This window comes from Sphaerimonospora mesophila, from assembly GCF_001417795.1.
Taxonomy (GTDB): Bacteria; Actinomycetota; Actinomycetes; order Streptosporangiales; family Streptosporangiaceae; genus Sphaerimonospora; species Sphaerimonospora mesophila.
In genome coordinates this window covers 1-16,525 of the sequence record NZ_BCBX01000069.1, presented here as the reverse complement: position 1 = coordinate 16,525, position 16,525 = coordinate 1, and the positions used below count along the sequence as shown (strand labels likewise).

The window sequence follows — 16,525 nt, the reverse complement described above, 5'->3', positions numbered from 1 at the left end:
TAGGCGGCCATCACTTACGTGACGTCGGCCTGGTAGGTGGCCAGTGCGGTCGGCAGCGGCAGCCCATACTTGTCGCACAGGAATCGGGTCTGGCAGTAGCGCTGGGCGTCGGCGGACACGCTGCCGAGGACCGCGGCATTCATACTGGCACCGAGGAGGACACCCACGACCGGCACGACCTTGGCGACGTCTTGAACTGACACCCTGGAGCCGGCCGGGCCTATCTGCTGCATCAACTTCTCAAGGACGGCCAGGAGACGGTGGTCCTTGCGGAGCTTGTCTGACCACCTTATGCGTCCCTTGGCCGCGTCCGCCGCCCGTGCGGCCTCACGCAACGGCTTGACTTTGGCCGCCTGTGCAATGAAGGACCGGCGTACCATGCGTTGGATGAAGATCTGCTCGCCGGGGTCTTTGGCGTCGTAGCCGTAAGAGTACGCGATGCGCGCTGCGATTGACGTGCTCAGGACCTGGATGACGAGGATGTCCGCTGTCATCACGACGGGGATCCCGGCGACAGGGACCATTGCCAGCAGGCCCATGGTGCCACCTTCGAGCGCGCCGGCGGTCCGCCACTTAAGGTTGCTGAGGGTCAGGAGCCGGTCGCAAACCTTGAGGTCCTGCTGCCGCAGTTCGTTGAAACTGTTGAGTTCGAGGCCACGCTTGCGAGCGAGCTTCTCGACGCCCTTCGGGTTGTTGAGTTCCAGGGCCCAGTCGTTGGCTAGCGCGAGCAGCGCTGTCGCGGCTCCGAGCGCCGGTTGCACGGCCGTGTTGGCGACCGCGTCGCCTGCGCGACGGATCGGTTCCATGACCGCCTCTGGCGCAGCGTCCGTAACCCGCCTTACGACGTTTCCCGCGACCTCACCGGTGCGACCGAGCGCGGCGCTCGCCCAGTTCGACAGACTACGGCGGTTGCTGCGGCGCTGCCAGTGCTCGTTGAGCGTGTCCCATACCTGCCCCTCGTACGCGCTCATCGGGGCTGCGCCGTCGACGAGTGGGTCAGTGAAGGTGCTCATCGAGGCTCTCCATTTCGACTGCGATCGCTGGGGTCATGATGGCACTACCAGCCGACACGTGGGTGATCCCGTTGCTGCGCGCAGTCGCAGCCACCGGTTGCTCAATGCTGATCAAGGTTGACGAGGAACGAATCGACGGCGTCAACCCGACTCACAGGGTAATTCTGACCTTGGCAAGATCACTCGCGACCTAAGTCTGACATTCGCAACCTTTGGCGATACAGGACAACAGTCGTTGTCCTGACTCACTGGATCTGATCTCTGCTCATGCTGCTGACCTGCAAGGGATCAGTTTCACTGAGCCGGTTCGCACGCCTTCGGCTCAGTGAAACTGATCCATGCAGAACCCGAAGCGTGGTCATCGGCTCCCGTCCACCTGCGAGGCGTCACTTCCACTGAGCCGACGCATCAGATTGTTCCTCACTTTGGATCAGGTTGGCTGAGCCGGATCAGTTCCGCTGAGCCAGGTGAGCTTCCCCCTGTTCTCCGGACACCTGACCTGAGGTCACCCTTGATCATCAGGAAGGATGTCCCTCATGCCCGCACCACACCCTCCAGAGTTCCGGCGCCGCGCGGTCGAGCTGGCGCGTCAGGGCGACAAATCCCTCGTCCAGCTCGCCAAGGACCTGGGCATCAGCCGCTCATGCCTGCAGAACTGGATGAATCAAGCTGACGCCGACGATAATCCCGCTGCCGGCGACCGGCTGACCAGCGCCGAGAAGAAGGAACTGGCGGAACTGCGGCGGCGTAACAAACAGCTTGAGATGGAAAATGACATCCTCAAGCGGGCTGCCGCCTACTTTGCCAGAGAGAACGTGCTCCCAAAGTAATCTACTCGCTGGTCCGTGAACTCGCCGACGACGGTATCCCGGTCGCGGTGGCCTGCCGAGTCCTCAACGTATCGACATCGGGATATTACGACTGGCGGGGCCGGCCCGAGCCGCCGCGGGAACTGCGCAACAAGGAACTGATGAAGATGATCCACCGGATTCACGGCGAATCGCGGGGCAGCTACGGGTCGCCGCGCATCCATGCCGAGTTGACGCTGGGCCTGGGCGAGAAGGTCAACCACAAGCGCGTCGAGCGGCTCATGCGTGTGGCCGGCCTGCAGGGCGTCTACCGGCGCAGAGGCCGCCGCAACCTGGTGAACCAGGCAACCGAGGAGGACTTGGTCCAGCGCCGCTTCGCCGTCGATACCCCCGATGCGCTGTGGCTGACCGACATCACCGAGCACCCCAGCGGCGAGGGGAAGGTGTACTACGCGGCCGTCATGGACGCCTATTCCCGGCGCATCATCGGCTGGTCCATCGATTCGCGGCAGGATACCGACCTGGTGGTCGGAGCACTCGCGATGGCCGTAGCGAGGCGTAATCCGAACCGGGAGTCAACTATTCTGCACTCCGACCACGGAACTCAGTACACGTCCTGGGCGTTTGGAAAGCGTCTGCGGGACGCTGGGCTGCTCGGCTCGATGGGCACGGTCGGCGATTGCTATGACAATGCCATGATGGAATCGTTCTGGGGGACGATACAGCTCGAGCTGCTCGATACCCGGACCTGGGAAACCCGCGAAGAACTCGCCAACGCTATATTCGAGTGGATCGAATGCTGGTATAATCCATACCGCCGCCATTCCAGCATTGGAATGCACAGTCCCGTCACGTTCGAGAGCCTCTACCTGCCCTCAGACACCACCGAGTGACCACACTGTAGGTGTCCGTGCTACGGGGGGAACCTCAGGGTCGGGTTAGTCCAGAGGGTGCGCCGGTCAGGCCGCTCATCTATGTTGATCCGCGACGGCCGCCCGCTCCCTGGGATCGGTCTTGTCGCGGGCAAGTCGGGACTGTTGGTCAGTGGGCACGAAGCTCTCCGCTCGCCGGGGATTTCTATCTGATCGTCCTGTTCGTTCGTCTGTGGCCCCGCAGATCTGCTCGACCTCGGCGCCCATCATCCGCTGCGCGAACTCGCGGATCATTGTGCGCAGCAGGTCCGGGCTCGCCGCGGCGAGGATGTCTTCGAAGTACTCCCCGGCAGCGGGAACAATGTCATTGACGGCCACTTCGTCCCCTTCGTGTTGATGTGAGCGAGTCGGAGTGGCCGTCTCTTGTCACATGGATCTCACCGGTACCAGTCCTAGGGCTTGATCACCCGCACACCATCTCCCTGGACATGAACGCCCGCGCGCGCACCGCAGTCAGGCGGGAGGCCAGCAGCTCCGGGCCAGGATTCGCACCGATCGCGTTCTCCAGATCCCACAGCACCACGGCGCGTTCGTTGTCCACGCCGCCATCCTGTCGTGGCCGGAGGGGTCGGATCAGGGTTTTTACCGCTCTGCTCACCGAACGTGCTCTCTGTGTTTCGTACGGTGCGCACATCACGAGATTTCGATCAACGCTGCCCACAACCCCTCAACCTGTAGCGAGGCGATGCGAATACGCCTATTTGCGGCTCCAACCACTAGAATCGGCGCGGCTGCAGTGGTGTCTGAATCTTCGCGTGAACTGCGGTTCTATCGGACTCGGAGTCGAGGTGAGTGCGAGATGACAACGGTTGGCGACCAGATCCGCAGTGTGGACCAGGCGATCTGCCGGAACATCGCCTCACTCACGGACCAGCGTGCTCTGCTCTCACAGAACGTGCTCGCTCAACTCCGCAATCTGGTCGAAGGCGTAGCAGTCCGTCTTCACGCTGGGAGAGATGACGCCGAGTTCAACTACGCAGCAGTTGAGCCAGGGCTCGACTTCGTCAAGGCCAATGCCAAGCTGAACTTCCTCGGCAAGTTCCACAAGCTGATCCAGACGAGTGCCTCCCACTACACCCTGGACGGCGATGCGTCTGAGCGCTTGATGCTCAAGTACTACGAGTATCTCCATCGCATCCGCAGCCTGCTCCAGGACAGGTGTGGAATCGCCGTGCTGACGAACCTCGAAGCGTTCCCGGTCGACCTCGATCCGTCGCTGCGGGAGTACCACGAGAAAATCGCCGCGAGGATCGAGGCGGTTTATTCGACTCCGCCCGACAACAGCGCGCGGGCCCGGTACTACATCCACAAAACGCGCCCGTTCTACGTCAGCGGGCGCATCTACTACGAGGTCACCTTCTTCCGCGCCGTCAACAAGGTCAGCAAGTTCGACCGCATCATCGCCTTCACCGACATCGACTTGACTGACAAGTACGCGGCCATGCTGACGCTCCAGCGTGACTCGATCGACGTGCTCGACCAGACCATGCCAATCACCATCATCCGCGAGTGGGAAGTCTCCATCCGCCCCTGCGAGTTCGATAACTTCGCACGTCTCCTCGGCATTACCAGGAGAGTTCGGACTGACTCCGCGGAGTATCGCTATCTGATGAAAGGGCTGACGGTGGGCTCGGGCAGCCTGCTCGACCTGATCGACATGCCCGACAACAAGTACGAGGCGACGAAGAGCGCAGGTACGGCTGGCGTGACCAGGCCTCAGATCTTCCCTGTTCTCGATGAGGCACGCCGCATCGTGCGGTCGGGCGCACCAGGCCACAACGTCATCCGCTACCTTCTGCTGCGGATGTACAACCAGGTTCTCAAGGCTCAGCACAGCTGGGATGAGTGCGCCCGACTCTCCGGGCTGAATCTACGGTACGGCTGTATCCCGTTCGACACGATGCCGTTCTGTACCTCTCTACCGGGGCACAACCCGCGGTACTGGGACCTTGTCGAGAGCCTCGAGGTGGCCGGACGTGACCATGAGCTGCTGGCTCGCCGGGTGAAGAACAACGTCGAACGCCACGGGCTTCTCTACACGCCTGTGGCCGATCTCGGGAAATTCGGAGACGTCAACGGTCCGATCGCCACTTACAACAACAAGCTTTACTACCGACACACGGAGCGCCGGCTGGTGCTGGACAAGGGGCACGTCTTCATCAAGGGATACGAGGACGACACCGTCGCCATCGTTGAGAAGCTGCAGGAGTACGCGTCGTCGGGGATCGACGGGTATGCCGATGCCGTCGAGCGCTGGCTCGACCAGACGCCTCGTGGCGTCGACGACGAGGTGAAGAAGGATGCGCTCAAGCTGCTGTTCGGCCAGTCGCGTGTGGCGCTGATCTATGGCGCGGCCGGCACGGGCAAGTCGACGATGGTTGACCATATCGCGAACTACTTCAACGACAGGACGAAGCTCTTCCTCGCCCACACCAACCCGGCAATCGACAACCTCAAGCGCAGGGTCACCGCGCAGAACTCGACCTTCCGGACGATCAGCAGCCACATCCACCGGAGCGCCTCCGACACGGAGTACGACATCCTGGTCATCGACGAGTGCAGCACCGTCAGCAACGGTGACCTGCTCAAGGTGCTGGAGAAAACGCCCTTCAAACTGCTCGTGCTGGTCGGTGACGTGTACCAGATCGAGTCGATCCAGTTCGGGAACTGGTTCGGCATCATCCGCTCGTTCATCCCTAGCACGTCGGTGTTCGAGCTGACAACGCCGTTCAGGACCAAGAGCGAGTCACTCCTGGGATTCTGGGGCAAGGTCCGCAACATCGACGACGACATCGCCGAGGTCATCGCCCGCAACGGCTACTCGACCGTGCTCGACAAGTCACTGTTCGAGGCGCAACGCGATGACGAAATCATCCTGTGCTTGAACTACGACGGTCTCTACGGGATCAACAACATCAACCGATTCCTCCAGAGCAGCAACCCAAGCGCTGCGACTACATGGGGCGCCTCCACCTACAAGGTCGGGGATCCGGTGCTGTTCAACGAGACCGAACGGTTCCGCCCCGTGATCTACAACAATTTAAAGGGCCGGATTGTCCGCATCGAGCGCATCCCAGGTCAGATCCAGTTCGATATCAAACTCGACCGACCACTCAGTGAGTTCGACGTCGACGGCTACGAGCTCGAATGGGTGGAGGACTCGACAGTGCGCTTCTCCGTCTATGAGTTGGACACCAGCGACGAAGACGACGACTCGCTGAATACCTCCGTGCCGTTCCAGGTAGCCTACGCCGTCTCGATCCACAAGGCGCAAGGCCTTGAGTACGACTCTGTCAAGATCGTCATCACCGACGCCAACGAAGACGACATCACGCACAGCATCTTCTACACGGCCGTTACCCGGACACGTGAAAACCTCAAGATCTTCTGGACCGCAGAGACTCAGCAGGCCGTGCTCAAGAGCCTCCAACGGGGCAGCAGCCCGAAGGACGTCGCCCTCCTGTCCAGCAGGCGTGGCCTGACGCCGGCAGCTGGGTCTAGACGTCGACGAGTCTCCTAACCGCTCCGTACGACGGGTCAGGCACTACACAACACGAAGAACGAGATCGCGGAGGTCCGTGGTGCGCCCCCCGCCCCCCCGAACTGGCTCATTGAGCGCTGTCGTCGCAGGCCGAGGCCATCGAAGCCGAGGTCAAGCCGCTGGTCGAGCCTCTTGCGGCCCAGCTCCTTGCCGTGACTGGCGTCAGCGTGCTGACCGCTGCCAAGCTCGCTTGCGGGGCACCCCTCAGACCGCTGGAAGCGCGCCTTTGCCGCGAGCCGCATAGCGCAGGGGGTAGCCGCTGCCGGACCTGACGCCGGAGGCCGTACGGTCCTCCCCGAGCTTGGCGTCCAGCCCGCCTCCACCTGATACTCGGCCTTCATGCCGTCGAGCGCGGTGTATCGGGCGATGTGGTCGCGCTTGAGCAGTCCTTCGGACCATGCTCGTCGACGAAGGTCTACCGCGTGGGCGCGGTCGCCGACCTGATATGCAGGTGGAAAACATCCCTTCGCTCTCGTGAGTGATGATCCTCGCGTAGGACAGGCCGACGAGGAATGCCCGTCGGGTCGGCGTCCGGTGATCCGCGCCTGCTGGTCGGTCACGCGTTCCTCCTCCGCCTTGGCCTCATAGGCGGGGGTCGTTGAGCAGTGTGAACCCGTCCGCGTCGTCCATCCCCAGGCGGGCGACGCGGAACCGGCGGCCGGGCAGATCATTCGCGGGCAGCCCGGCCTGGTCGGCGATCCGCTGCGCCGGCAACTGTAGGGGCGCGGCGGTCGGGTGCATAGCGGTGACGACGTGGGCAGTGTCGCCCACGGTTAGCAGCACGAGGGCTTCGCCGTCGGCCACGGTGAGCGGTCTGGTCATGGCGTCGGCGGCGAGGCCCTTCTCAAGGAGGTGGAGGACGTGGGCGTTGACGGAGCGGTGGCTGGCTTTCGCCGAGGCGGCGATGCGTGCGTATAGATCGTCAGGGATGCGCAGAGTAAAACGAGTCATGACACCATGATAGTGTCATTTTGATGTCAAGTCCCTGCGAGTGCCCCATCAGTCACCGGCACGAGCAGCGCGGCCGCGACCGAGATCTCCCGCACCTGCTCAGTCGGGATCGTCGCCAGCAGGACACGTAGCCCGTCGTTCGATCGGGGGCGCACCCTCGACGCGTGCCCTGTTGTAGTAGAACAAGCTGGGGGCGACGAGCGCGTCGTGCGCGAGCCTGCCGAGGACGCGCTTCGTGTGGCCGCGCCCGAACGCCGTCGTCTGCGGAGAATGCTCGTGGATCGTCGCGAAGCATCCGCAGATCGCTGAAGCGCCTTGCTGAGAATCGGACAATACGGCGGACAGGTGCTGCCGAGGCCTGATCCAGGAAGTCGTACGGCCCTGCTGGGCGTGGCCTTTTCCAGAGGTCTCTGCGTTATTGCCGTTGGTCACCGTAGGCGACAGCCCCATCCCGGCGGCTGACTATGCGCCGGCTTAGCCCGTCCCCGCAACCCGGGTTCTCGCCCGCGCTCCACCGCGGGCCGCGGAGGGCGAGTGGTGGCCGTTGAAGATCTTTTGCTGGCGCAAAACATCTTCAACGGCCACCAGCACCCGGGTTGCGGGGCCGGTCACGCCGTCGCTCCGTCTGCCTTTTCGCCGGGACGGGGCAGCCGCCGAAACAGCTCCCCCCCGGTCAAGACGCAAGAAACCCGTGTGGCGGCAGGCCACAGCGAAGGGGGAGGACCCGTGCTCGACATCCACATCAGCCTCACCGGCAGGATCGCCTACGACCCGCGATTCTTCCCGCCCGACCACGAGGCGCCGGCCATGTGGTCGGCGGTGCTGGAGGTCAACGGGCCTCCCACCCCGCGCCGCGACGGCTCGACCTACATCCCCACCCGCCAGGTGGAGGTCGTCGTCTACGGCGTCGCGGCGATCCGAGCCCAGGAGTCGTACCGCAAGGGCCAGCTCATCATGGCGCAGGGCTGCGACCTGATCCCGCGCACCTACGAGACGAAGGGCCGCGAGGGCAAGCCGACCGTCCGCGCCACGGTGAAGGTGATCGCGGCCAATCTCGGGCTGGCCTCCCGCTACAGCCCGGTGCACGAGGGCACCGCCAACTGGCCGGTTGACGCCTCTCCGCGTCGCCTGGCCCAGGGCGCCCCCGCGGTCGTCGCCGAGGAACTCGCCCCTGCTTCCTTCGCCGGCTGACCTCCCCTCGCTCGGGCGGCCCGCGACCACCGGGCCGCCCGAACGGGGTTCACGTCCATGGGTGACCCCTCCCGACCTGGACGGCACTACCCGCCCATCTTCATCCCGTACTGCTTTTTTGAAAGGAGTCCGTATGTCCACGACCACCGTTGCCGAGTGGGAGACCGACCTGCGTGAGGCCGAGGGTCTGCGCCTGGTCCGGATCCCGCTGAAGTTCCTCGACCACCATCCCGACAACGTCCGCTCCGACTTCGCGCTGACGGGGGCCTTCTGCCAGTCCCTGGCCGCCGAGCAGCAGGTGCCGGTGCACGTCATCCCGATCCCCGCCGACCACCAGCGGGCCGAGGGGGAGGAGGACCACCGGTTCTGGGTGACCAAGGGCAACCGGCGTCTGGCCGCCGCCCGTAGCACGCAGCTGCCCGACCTGCTGTGCCTGATCGACCTGGCCAAGGCCGGTGACCGTGCCGGCCAGTTCATCGACATGGTGGTGGAAAACGACGACGAGTTCCGGCACGGGCTGACCGCCTTCGAGCAGGCCCAGGCGCTGTTCGAGGCACACCAGGCCGGTGCGAACCGTACCCGCCTCCAGAAGGCAACTGGCCGCAACCGCCGGCAGATCAGCGAGGCCCTCACCGCCGGCGGCCTGTCCGCGACCACCCGGCAGGCCGCCCGCCAGATGGATTATGAGTGGACGCTGGAGGACTTGGCGCTGCTGGCCGAGTTCGACGGCGACGAAGAGGGCCTGGCGGAGATCCACGAGCGGCTCCGCTGGGGAGGCAAGGTCCGCTACGTGGTCGAGCGCGTCCGCACCGAGCGGGCCGAGGCCGCCGAACAGGCCCGGCTGCGCGCCGAGCTGGAGCAGGCGGGCATCACCGTCACCGAGCAACTGCCGCCCGGCGCGCTCACGCTCGCCCGCCTGATCGACGCCGTCGACGGCTTCGACCCCGACACGCACACCACCTGCGGTGGGCACGGGGTGTACTTCCGCTCGTTCGACAAGACCACTCCGGTGGCCTACTGCACCACCCCGGACCAGCACGGCCACGCCGCACCGATCCCACCAGTGGAGGCCGGCACGACCGAACCCGAACCCGGTAAGGCCGATGACCTCGAGCGCCGGCTCGTCATCGAGGGCAACCGGGCCTGGAAGGCCAGCGCCGTCGTACGCCAGGAATGGGTGACTGCCCTGCTGGCCCGCAGCACCGCGCCCAAGCCGGTCCTGGCCTGGGTCGCCCGGCAGCTGGTGGAGATGCCTAATCCGCTGCGGGACAAGCTCACCGCCGCCCGGCACAGCACCCTGTGGGCCACGCTCACCGGGAACTTCAGCGTGGACAGTGCCGTCACCGTTCGGCCGGGACGGCTGCCGCTGCTGGCCCTGGCGCCGATCGTCGTGGCGTACGAGCACCAGCTGACCGTCCCGGACACAGCCCGATACACCTGGCGGCAGGACCGCTCCGGCCCGGTCAGCCGCGCCGACGCCGCCGCGTACCTGTCTCTGCTGGCCGAGCTCGGCTACCTACCCACGCCGATCGAGCAGGCGATTATCGACGGTGTGCCGTACCGCGGCGACGCACCCACGGGCGAGGGACTGGAGTCCGACCCGTCGGCCGACGACACGGACGTCAACGACCGGTCGCAGCACCCGGATGAGGCGGAGACGAACGGCGGCACCTCCGCCGGCGAGAAGCCGGAACCCGACCCGTCGGCCGAGGCCGCCGACGTCGACAGCTGGCCGCAGAACCCCGCTGCGGCGCAGCCGAGTGGCGCGCCCGCGACGGACGTCGACGCCTGGGTGGACCCCGAAACCGACCGCGACGCCGACGCCGACGCTGACGACGGCACGCCGTACTCGGCGGCGGCCTGACCCACCCCCTCCTCCAAGGGCACGCTCCGCGCCCGCACCACGCCTCACGGGCCCGGCCTCACAACGAGGCCGGGCCTTCCGCTTATCACCCGGAAGGACTCCCGATGACCATCGCCTCTCCCGTTCCGCTCACCACCCGCAACGCCGACCTGGGCGACCTGCACGCGCTGCTGCGCGACCAGTACGCCCGCAAGGTCGACGTCCTGGTCGGCGCCGCGCAGATCCGCGCCGTCGGCACGCACTTGGAGCTGATCGGCACCCCGCCGGTGCTGTCGGACTTCGGCGTCACCGACAGCAGTGGCCTGTACCTGCCGACCGAGATCTGCGACCAGGGCCTGGCCGACAAGCTCGGCATCCCGCCCGCCTACCTGCGGAGGCTGCGCGAGCAGCGGCCCGGCCTGTACGAGGCGAACGTCAACGGCTGGCTGGAGACCGACGACCGCCGCTTCCTCGTACGCGCGCTGCGCGGCACCGGCGACGGGGCCGATGTGGCCCGGGCGTTCCTGTCGGACCGCTACAAGCTCATCGACAACCTGGACGTCCTCATGGCCGCCCTGGACGGGGTACGGCTCGCCGGAGTCGAAGTCCGCATCGACGGCTGCGATCTGACCGAACGGCGCATGTACGTCCGCGTGGTGTGCGAGCAGGTCGCCGCCCTGGCCCCCGAACTGCTGGCCGACTACCGCAGCCCGTTCACCGGCGCCTCCGGTGCTGACAACCCGCTGGTCTTCGCCGGATTCGTGATCAGTAACAGCGAGACCGGCTGTGGGGCGTTCACCGTCACCCCGCGGCTGCTGGTACAGGTCTGCAACAACGGCCTGACCATCAACGCCGACGCCCACCGCCACGTCCACCTCGGCGGCCGCCTCGACGGCGGCGAGACTGACGGCGGCATCATCCGCTGGAGCGGCGACACCCAGGACAAGAACCTGGCCCTGATCACGGCCAAGACCCGGGATGCCATCACCACCTTCCTGGACATCGACTACGTCAAGGCCAAGATCCGCGAGCTGACCGAGGTCGCCGGTGCCGAGCTCGCCGACCCGGAGAAGACCATCCAGACGGTCGCCACCAAGTTGCGATTCACCGAGGAGCAGCAGCGCGACATCCTGCGCCACTTCATCCGCGGCGGTGATCTGACCGCCGGCGGCGTGATGCACGCCGTCACCAGCGTCGCCCAGACCATCGACGACGCCGACACCGCCCACGACATGGAAGGCCAGGCACTGCGCGCCCTGCACTTGGCCGCCACCGGCACCTGATCGGCGCCCTTTCGCAGACCCCGCGCGGGCTCCCCCAGAGGCGAGGGGCCCGCGCGATCCTCTGTCCTGTTCCGAACCCAGCGCGGATACGACGAGTTCGGACGTTTCGCGGCCGGATCCCGCAGGTGAGGGTCATGTCCTGCTGCGCATCGGTGAAGCCCCCTGCTGCGTGTTCTGGCCGGTCAGTCTCGCAGGCACGGTCGTTCACGCAACCAGGCTCTCGCTCCGCTCGCCCCGCACGTGCATGATCTTTTGCCGTCTGGAGTCGGCTCCATCCGCCACCCGTCTATCGAACTCACCGCGGCAAAACATCGTGCCCGTACGGGGCCGCCCGGTTGCCCTCTCTCCCTTCCGCCTGCGTCCCCTCCCTCACCAGAACACGCCACGGACGCCCGGCAGGAGTCCCAGCGAAGGAGCAGGACATGACCCTCATCCTCGACCTCCCCCTCTACTCGACCGACCTCACCGCCTGCGGCCGCTGCGGCGAGACCGCCCAGCTGGAGCAGATGTTCCGCTGTTCCGGCCGGACGTGGATCTGCCTGGGCTGCATCACCGAGGCCGTCGAGGCCCACCGCCTGGCGGTCGTGGCCGGCCGCCAGGTCTAGGAACTGCACGCGTGCGACGCGGGGGCCCACGCCTCCGCGTCGCCCTTTCCGATCCTTATTCGACATATCACGATCTACTGGAGGAATCCCATGGCCAACGAGACCGCCATCACCATCGTCGGCAACCTCACCGCCGACCCCCGTCTGTTCTTCAGCCGGCAGGGCGTGGCGGTGGTGAACTTCACCGTCGCGGCGTCTCGCCGGGTGTATGACAAGGCCACGGACCGCTGGCTCGACAGTGACACGTTGTTCCTGCGGTGTTCGGCGTTTCGGCAGCTGGCCGAGAACATCGCTGAGTCGCTGACCAAGGGGTCGCGCGTGGTGGTCACCGGACGGCTGCGACAGCACGGGTACGAAGACAAGGAAGGCATCTGGCGCACGTCCGTCGAGGTCGATGTCGAGGACGTCGGTCCGTCGCTGAAGTGGGCCATCGCCAAGGTCACCAAGGTTCCGGGTGGTGTCCAGACGGATAGCACAGCCGCCCCGGTAACCGATCCGTGGGCGGTCGTGCCTGCTTCACCGTCACCGGTCCCCGCGTGGTTGGCTCCTGCGGCACCGGCTGGCGGCTTTCCGGGTAACCCTTCTGATCTCGCGGCGTGAAATCCCTGCGAGCATGCGCATGCAGGCAGCACGACTTGCTGTACACCTCCGAGCTGTTCGATCCAGAGGCAGGCCCGATGGCGGTGAGAGCCCCGGATCTCCACTTTCTCGTTGCGTACATCGTCCGCGGGGTCTAGCTCGCCCTATCGCGAACTGTGCGACACAGCCTCATCAATGCTTGAAGTGTTGAGGTGAATACGTAGAGTAGCCAAGCGTGAAACGATCAAGGGTAAGCATGAGATCGAGAGCGGGAACGACTGTCGCGCTACTCGCCACGACGCTCCTTCTCGGGACGGCCGGATCGGCGTCGGCGGGAACATCTGACTGGAACGACGCCTATGGTGATGCTCGTGTGAGCGTGCCGGCCGACCGGTCGGTGATCAAGATTTGCGACGGCAGGGTGGACCGCGTGGCTTACAAGGCCGTGTGGCATAACGACAACCCGATCGACGCACGGAAACCATTCGAGGTGCGGGCACCGCAGGGGGGTTGTGCGACCGACAGCTCTCTGTTGGGGTCGGTCAAGGTCTTCAAACTGTGTCAGGGGAAGGTCGACGCGAACAACCACATCCAGTGGGGTGTCTGCAGGCCCCCGGTGTGGCCGGGAGGGCGCTGACGGGCTCGCCCCCCATACGCAGAGGAGACGCCGACAGCGGCGGTCGGTGCCGGGACCAGGTCACGCCCCGGCGCTGCCGCCGCTGAGGTTGGCTTGGATATCGCCCTGCTTCTGTTCCACCACGCTTTTGATCAGAGTGGCCAGGCCCAGGGCGACCCCGGCGATGATGGCCGTGATGATCACCCACTCCACGGCTGAGGCTCCACGTGTCGGGGCCATCCGGGCGCGGTAGATCCGAACGGACAGACAGGCTCGCAGGTAGATGATCCAGGGGTGGTTCACGGGCCTCAACATCTTCCATGGAGGGCGAACGAGGGTTCACGTACGGAGCCGCAGAGGTGGCGTAGCTCTCCGGGGCAAGCAATATTACTGTAAGGAATCGACCATGTGCGCATTGTGTTTGATGGAGTTGTGAAGGCGTGGGTGAACGAGCCGAGAACCTGGAACTCCATTCGATGCTCCTTCGGAGCGCACCGTCCGCAGTGCGCGCGCCATTCAGGGGCAGCGGTTGAGGTCTGCTGATCGAGTGCTCCGCCGAGGGTGAGGGGTCACTCTGGAATGGCGGTACCACCGGGACGGTGTGAAGACCGATAACCGTGGCGTGCGCGGGAGGGCAAGGCGAGGACGGAGGAGCCTGCCAGCCATGCGGCGAGTTGCACGCGGTTGATCAAGATTAGTTCGGTGCTCGCTGCGGACTGTCTGGCGGGGCCGGTGAAGTCGGCTGTGGTGACCAGGACGCCACGATGACCGGGGTAGGCGTGCAGTGCGCCGAGAAGGTTGCGTATCTCCGGAGAGCCAACTGATTTCGCCCACCTCTTGCACTGGACGACGAACCGCTCTCCGGTGGATGCGACTGCGACGATGTCGACGCCTCCGTCGCCGCTGCCGCCGATCCGGTGCACCTTGTGGAAGCCGTCACGCTGGAGTAGGGCTTCGATGAGGGCTTCGAACTGACTGCCGGTCATCCGGTCGGCTTTCTCCAGACGGGCGTTGTCTCTCAGCCATTCCTGTCGTCGTGCCTCGATCACCCGGGCTCGCAGGAGCAGGGCCCCTATGATGCCGATCACTGTCACGATCGTGATGACGATGACGAGCGGCCAGTTGGCGGTGATGAACTCAATGAGCCGTTTGACCATCACGATCAGGAGGATTGCGGCGATCGGCCATAAGAACCAGGCCGGGTCGTTCCTCCGTCGCCGGGAGCGTCGACGGACGGGGGGACGTCGTCGTGCCATCGCATGCCTCCGAGAAGCTGGGGAGAGTTACCGCCTACTCTGATTCCTCGGACTGACAATTTCCGTGAATCGAGCACTTATATGACAGTTGGTGCGGAATGCTCCCGTCTCCCGGTTGACGGCCGTCTTTAGGTCCGCCGTGACACTGCACTGAAGAGCGGCGTTTCTCATTTCGGTCACGATGGAGAAGCAGCGTGGGATTCGTGTGCACCGCCGTGATCCGGTAGCCGTCCTTGTTGTCGACCCGGTATGAGCCGCCGGGGCGAGGCGAGGGAGGGCGCCGATGAGGGAGTATCGGTTCAATGTGCCGCCGGGCTGGCCGGTCCCGCCGCGAGGATGGCGCCCTCCGCAGGAGTGGCAGCCGGATCCGTCGTGGCCGCCTGCTCCGGCGGGTTGGCAATTCTGGGTCGCCGAGACAGATGCTCCCGCCCCCGCTTCGGCTGCCGCGCGTGGTCGTCATGCCGCACCGTTCGCGAAGGCTTCCGTACCGGAACGCTCCAGTGGTGGTGGGCTGTTCAGCGGTAAGAAACGCCTGAAAGCGCAGAACGCGGAGCTGGAGGCAGAGAAGACCCGGCTGGAGGCGCAGAAGACCCGGTTGGAGGAGCAGAACGCGGGTCTGGTGGCGCAGAAGACCCGGTTGGAGGAGCAGAACGCGGAGCTGGATGCGGAAAAGATTCGGTTGGGGGCGGGGAAGGCTCGGTTGGAGGCGGAGAACGCGGGGCTGCGTGAGTGGGTCGAGCGGTTCGGTGTGATGGACGCGATGCAGATCTCGGCGGCTACCGAGGATCTGCGTGTCGAGCAGAGCCGGTTGCAGGGGGCGATCGAGGACGCGAACCGGCGGTTGCGGGAGATCGAGGCCCAGGTCGTGCAGACCGAGGACGTCGCGCTGCTGCAGGAGGTCGGCGTCTACGAGTACCAGCATCCGCTGGGTGATGCGGTGGCGTACAAGGCGAAGCTGGCCGAGATCAAGGACCAGATCAAGAGCATGGCCCGCAACAGCCAGGCCGTGCTCGGGGCGACGAACTGGACGGTCAACGGGTCGGCCGCCGAGGGACGCCGGATGGTCCGGGATTTCTCCAAGCTGATGCTGCGGGCCTACAACGCCGAGGCCGACAACTGCGTGCGGACGATGCGTCCGTACAAGCTGCAGTCGGCGATCGACCGGCTGACCAAGGCCGGTGATGCGATCGTCAAGCTCGGCAAGACGATGGACATCCGTGTGAGCGACGACTACCACCGCCTGCGGGTGTACGAACTCCAGCTGACCGCGGACCACCTGGCCAAGGTCGAGGAGGAGAAGGAACAGGTCCGGGCCCAGCGGGAGCGGCAGCGTGAGGAGGAGGCCGCACGCCGGGAGTTCGAACGTGAGAAGGCCCGCCTGCGCAAGGAGGAGACCCACTACCGCACCGCGCTGGCCAAGCTGATCAACAAGGGCGACACGGCGGGAGCGGAGGAGCTGAAGACGAAGCTGGAGGAGATCGGCGCGGCGGTCGCCGATGTGGAGGCGCGCCAGGCCAACGTCCGGGCGGGCTACGTGTATGTGATCTCCAATATCGGGGCGTTCGGGGAGAACGTGGTGAAGATCGGTATGACCCGGCGGCTGGAGCCGGAGGACCGGGTGCGGGAGCTGGGGGACGCTTCTGTGCCGTTCCGGTTCGACACCCACGCGTTGATCTTCAGTGAGGACGCCGTCGCGTTGGAGGGGCGGCTCCACGATGAGCTCGCCGACCGGCGCGTCAACCGGGTCAACCTGCGCAGGGAGTTCTTCTACGCCACTCCCGCCGATGTCCGGGGCCTGCTGGAGCAGATCGCCGGCCAGCACCTGCTGGAGTACCGCGACGTGCCCGAGGCGTTGGAATGGCGACAGTCGACACAAGGGACCGCACCGATCACCTGAAGTCCCGCT

14 protein-coding genes and 1 pseudogene are annotated in these 16,525 nt (G+C 65.4%); 9 read left to right on the top strand and 6 right to left on the bottom strand.

Annotated elements, in window-relative coordinates:
• Positions 1-14 precede the first annotated feature (14 nt).
• Positions 15-1,013 carry an EcsC family protein gene (locus tag AP234_RS33655; RefSeq protein WP_055483809.1) on the bottom strand — a complete coding sequence of 333 codons (999 nt, stop codon included), beginning with the start codon at positions 1,011-1,013 and terminating at the stop codon, positions 15-17.
• A 536-nt stretch (positions 1,014-1,549) separates the two neighbouring features.
• On the opposite strand from AP234_RS33655, the gene AP234_RS33650 reads away from it, so the two are divergent.
• The gene (locus tag AP234_RS33650; RefSeq protein ID WP_055483811.1) at positions 1,550-1,843 is read left to right on the top strand and encodes a transposase; all 294 of its coding nucleotides are present in this window, start codon (positions 1,550-1,552) and stop codon (positions 1,841-1,843) included.
• Complete coding sequence (locus tag AP234_RS33645) at positions 1,843-2,715, top strand: IS3 family transposase (protein ID WP_055483808.1); 873 nt, start codon at positions 1,843-1,845, stop codon at positions 2,713-2,715. The genes AP234_RS33650 and AP234_RS33645 overlap by 1 nt, the downstream gene beginning before the upstream one ends.
• 209 nt (positions 2,716-2,924) lie before the next feature.
• Here the strand turns inward: AP234_RS33645 and AP234_RS39765 are convergent.
• Together AP234_RS39765 and AP234_RS37550 are read right to left on the bottom strand one after the other, a co-directional pair.
• Positions 2,925-3,057 (bottom strand): annotated as a pseudogene (locus tag AP234_RS39765) (IS256 family transposase); the annotation flags it as partial.
• Between the two features lie 100 nt (positions 3,058-3,157).
• Positions 3,158-3,295 (bottom strand): hypothetical protein, encoded by a 138-nt coding sequence (locus AP234_RS37550; protein WP_160330539.1) that lies wholly within the window; start codon positions 3,293-3,295, stop codon positions 3,158-3,160.
• A 258-nt stretch (positions 3,296-3,553) separates the two neighbouring features.
• Between AP234_RS37550 and AP234_RS33635 the strand changes: the two genes are divergently transcribed.
• Positions 3,554-6,274: an ATP-dependent DNA helicase gene (locus AP234_RS33635; RefSeq protein ID WP_055483806.1), complete on the top strand. Its 2,721-nt coding sequence runs from the start codon at positions 3,554-3,556 to the stop codon at positions 6,272-6,274.
• Positions 6,275-6,877: 603 nt separating this feature from the next.
• Here the strand turns inward: AP234_RS33635 and AP234_RS33625 are convergent.
• Positions 6,878-7,246: an Arc family DNA-binding protein gene (locus AP234_RS33625; protein WP_055483804.1), complete on the bottom strand. Its 369-nt coding sequence runs from the start codon at positions 7,244-7,246 to the stop codon at positions 6,878-6,880.
• A gap of 726 nt (positions 7,247-7,972) precedes the next feature.
• Between AP234_RS33625 and AP234_RS33620 the strand changes: the two genes are divergently transcribed.
• The 5 genes from AP234_RS33620 to ssb all read left to right on the top strand — a co-directional run bounded on the left by AP234_RS33620 (position 7,973) and on the right by ssb (position 12,768).
• Positions 7,973-8,437 (top strand): single-stranded DNA-binding protein, encoded by a 465-nt coding sequence (locus AP234_RS33620; protein ID WP_055483803.1) that lies wholly within the window; start codon positions 7,973-7,975, stop codon positions 8,435-8,437.
• A 133-nt stretch (positions 8,438-8,570) separates the two neighbouring features.
• Positions 8,571-10,301 carry a ParB/RepB/Spo0J family partition protein gene (locus tag AP234_RS33615; protein ID WP_055483802.1) on the top strand — a complete coding sequence of 577 codons (1,731 nt, stop codon included), beginning with the start codon at positions 8,571-8,573 and terminating at the stop codon, positions 10,299-10,301.
• A gap of 104 nt (positions 10,302-10,405) precedes the next feature.
• Positions 10,406-11,563, top strand: a complete 1,158-nt coding sequence (locus tag AP234_RS33610; RefSeq protein ID WP_055483801.1) for a hypothetical protein — start codon at positions 10,406-10,408, stop codon at positions 11,561-11,563.
• 422 nt (positions 11,564-11,985) lie between these two features.
• Complete coding sequence (locus AP234_RS33605; protein WP_055483800.1) at positions 11,986-12,168, top strand: hypothetical protein; 183 nt, start codon at positions 11,986-11,988, stop codon at positions 12,166-12,168.
• 90 nt (positions 12,169-12,258) lie between these two features.
• Entirely contained in the window at positions 12,259-12,768 is a 510-nt protein-coding gene (ssb, locus tag AP234_RS33600; RefSeq protein WP_055483799.1) for a single-stranded DNA-binding protein, read from the top strand.
• Positions 12,769-13,444: 676 nt separating this feature from the next.
• Here ssb and AP234_RS39330 read toward each other — a convergent pair.
• Together AP234_RS39330 and AP234_RS33585 are read right to left on the bottom strand one after the other, a co-directional pair.
• A complete protein-coding gene (locus AP234_RS39330) occupies positions 13,445-13,576 on the bottom strand; it encodes a hypothetical protein (RefSeq protein ID WP_268778102.1) in 132 nt (43 codons plus the stop codon).
• A 356-nt stretch (positions 13,577-13,932) separates the two neighbouring features.
• Positions 13,933-14,520, bottom strand: coding sequence for a restriction endonuclease (locus AP234_RS33585; RefSeq protein WP_055483796.1), 588 nt, complete (start codon positions 14,518-14,520; stop codon positions 13,933-13,935).
• Positions 14,521-14,902: 382 nt separating this feature from the next.
• On the opposite strand from AP234_RS33585, the gene AP234_RS33580 reads away from it, so the two are divergent.
• Positions 14,903-16,516, top strand: coding sequence for a DUF4041 domain-containing protein (locus AP234_RS33580; protein ID WP_083502668.1), 1,614 nt, complete (start codon positions 14,903-14,905; stop codon positions 16,514-16,516).
• Positions 16,517-16,525: the final 9 nt, after the last annotated feature.

What these genes read in the sequence shown, in the direction of transcription:
- AP234_RS33635 (WP_055483806.1), top strand. Translation starts at nt 3,554, where the DNA reads ATGACAACGGTTGGCGACCAGATCCGCAGTGTGGACCAGGCGATCTGC.
- AP234_RS33625 (WP_055483804.1), bottom strand. Translation starts at nt 7,246, where the DNA reads ATGACTCGTTTTACTCTGCGCATCCCTGACGATCTATACGCACGCATC.
- AP234_RS33650 (WP_055483811.1), top strand. Translation starts at nt 1,550, where the DNA reads ATGCCCGCACCACACCCTCCAGAGTTCCGGCGCCGCGCGGTCGAGCTG.
- ssb (WP_055483799.1), top strand. Translation starts at nt 12,259, where the DNA reads ATGGCCAACGAGACCGCCATCACCATCGTCGGCAACCTCACCGCCGAC.
- AP234_RS33605 (WP_055483800.1), top strand. Translation starts at nt 11,986, where the DNA reads ATGACCCTCATCCTCGACCTCCCCCTCTACTCGACCGACCTCACCGCC.
- AP234_RS33615 (WP_055483802.1), top strand. Translation starts at nt 8,571, where the DNA reads ATGTCCACGACCACCGTTGCCGAGTGGGAGACCGACCTGCGTGAGGCC.
- AP234_RS33585 (WP_055483796.1), bottom strand. Translation starts at nt 14,520, where the DNA reads ATGGTCAAACGGCTCATTGAGTTCATCACCGCCAACTGGCCGCTCGTC.
- AP234_RS33610 (WP_055483801.1), top strand. Translation starts at nt 10,406, where the DNA reads ATGACCATCGCCTCTCCCGTTCCGCTCACCACCCGCAACGCCGACCTG.
- AP234_RS33655 (WP_055483809.1), bottom strand. Translation starts at nt 1,013, where the DNA reads ATGAGCACCTTCACTGACCCACTCGTCGACGGCGCAGCCCCGATGAGC.
- AP234_RS33580 (WP_083502668.1), top strand. Translation starts at nt 14,903, where the DNA reads ATGAGGGAGTATCGGTTCAATGTGCCGCCGGGCTGGCCGGTCCCGCCG.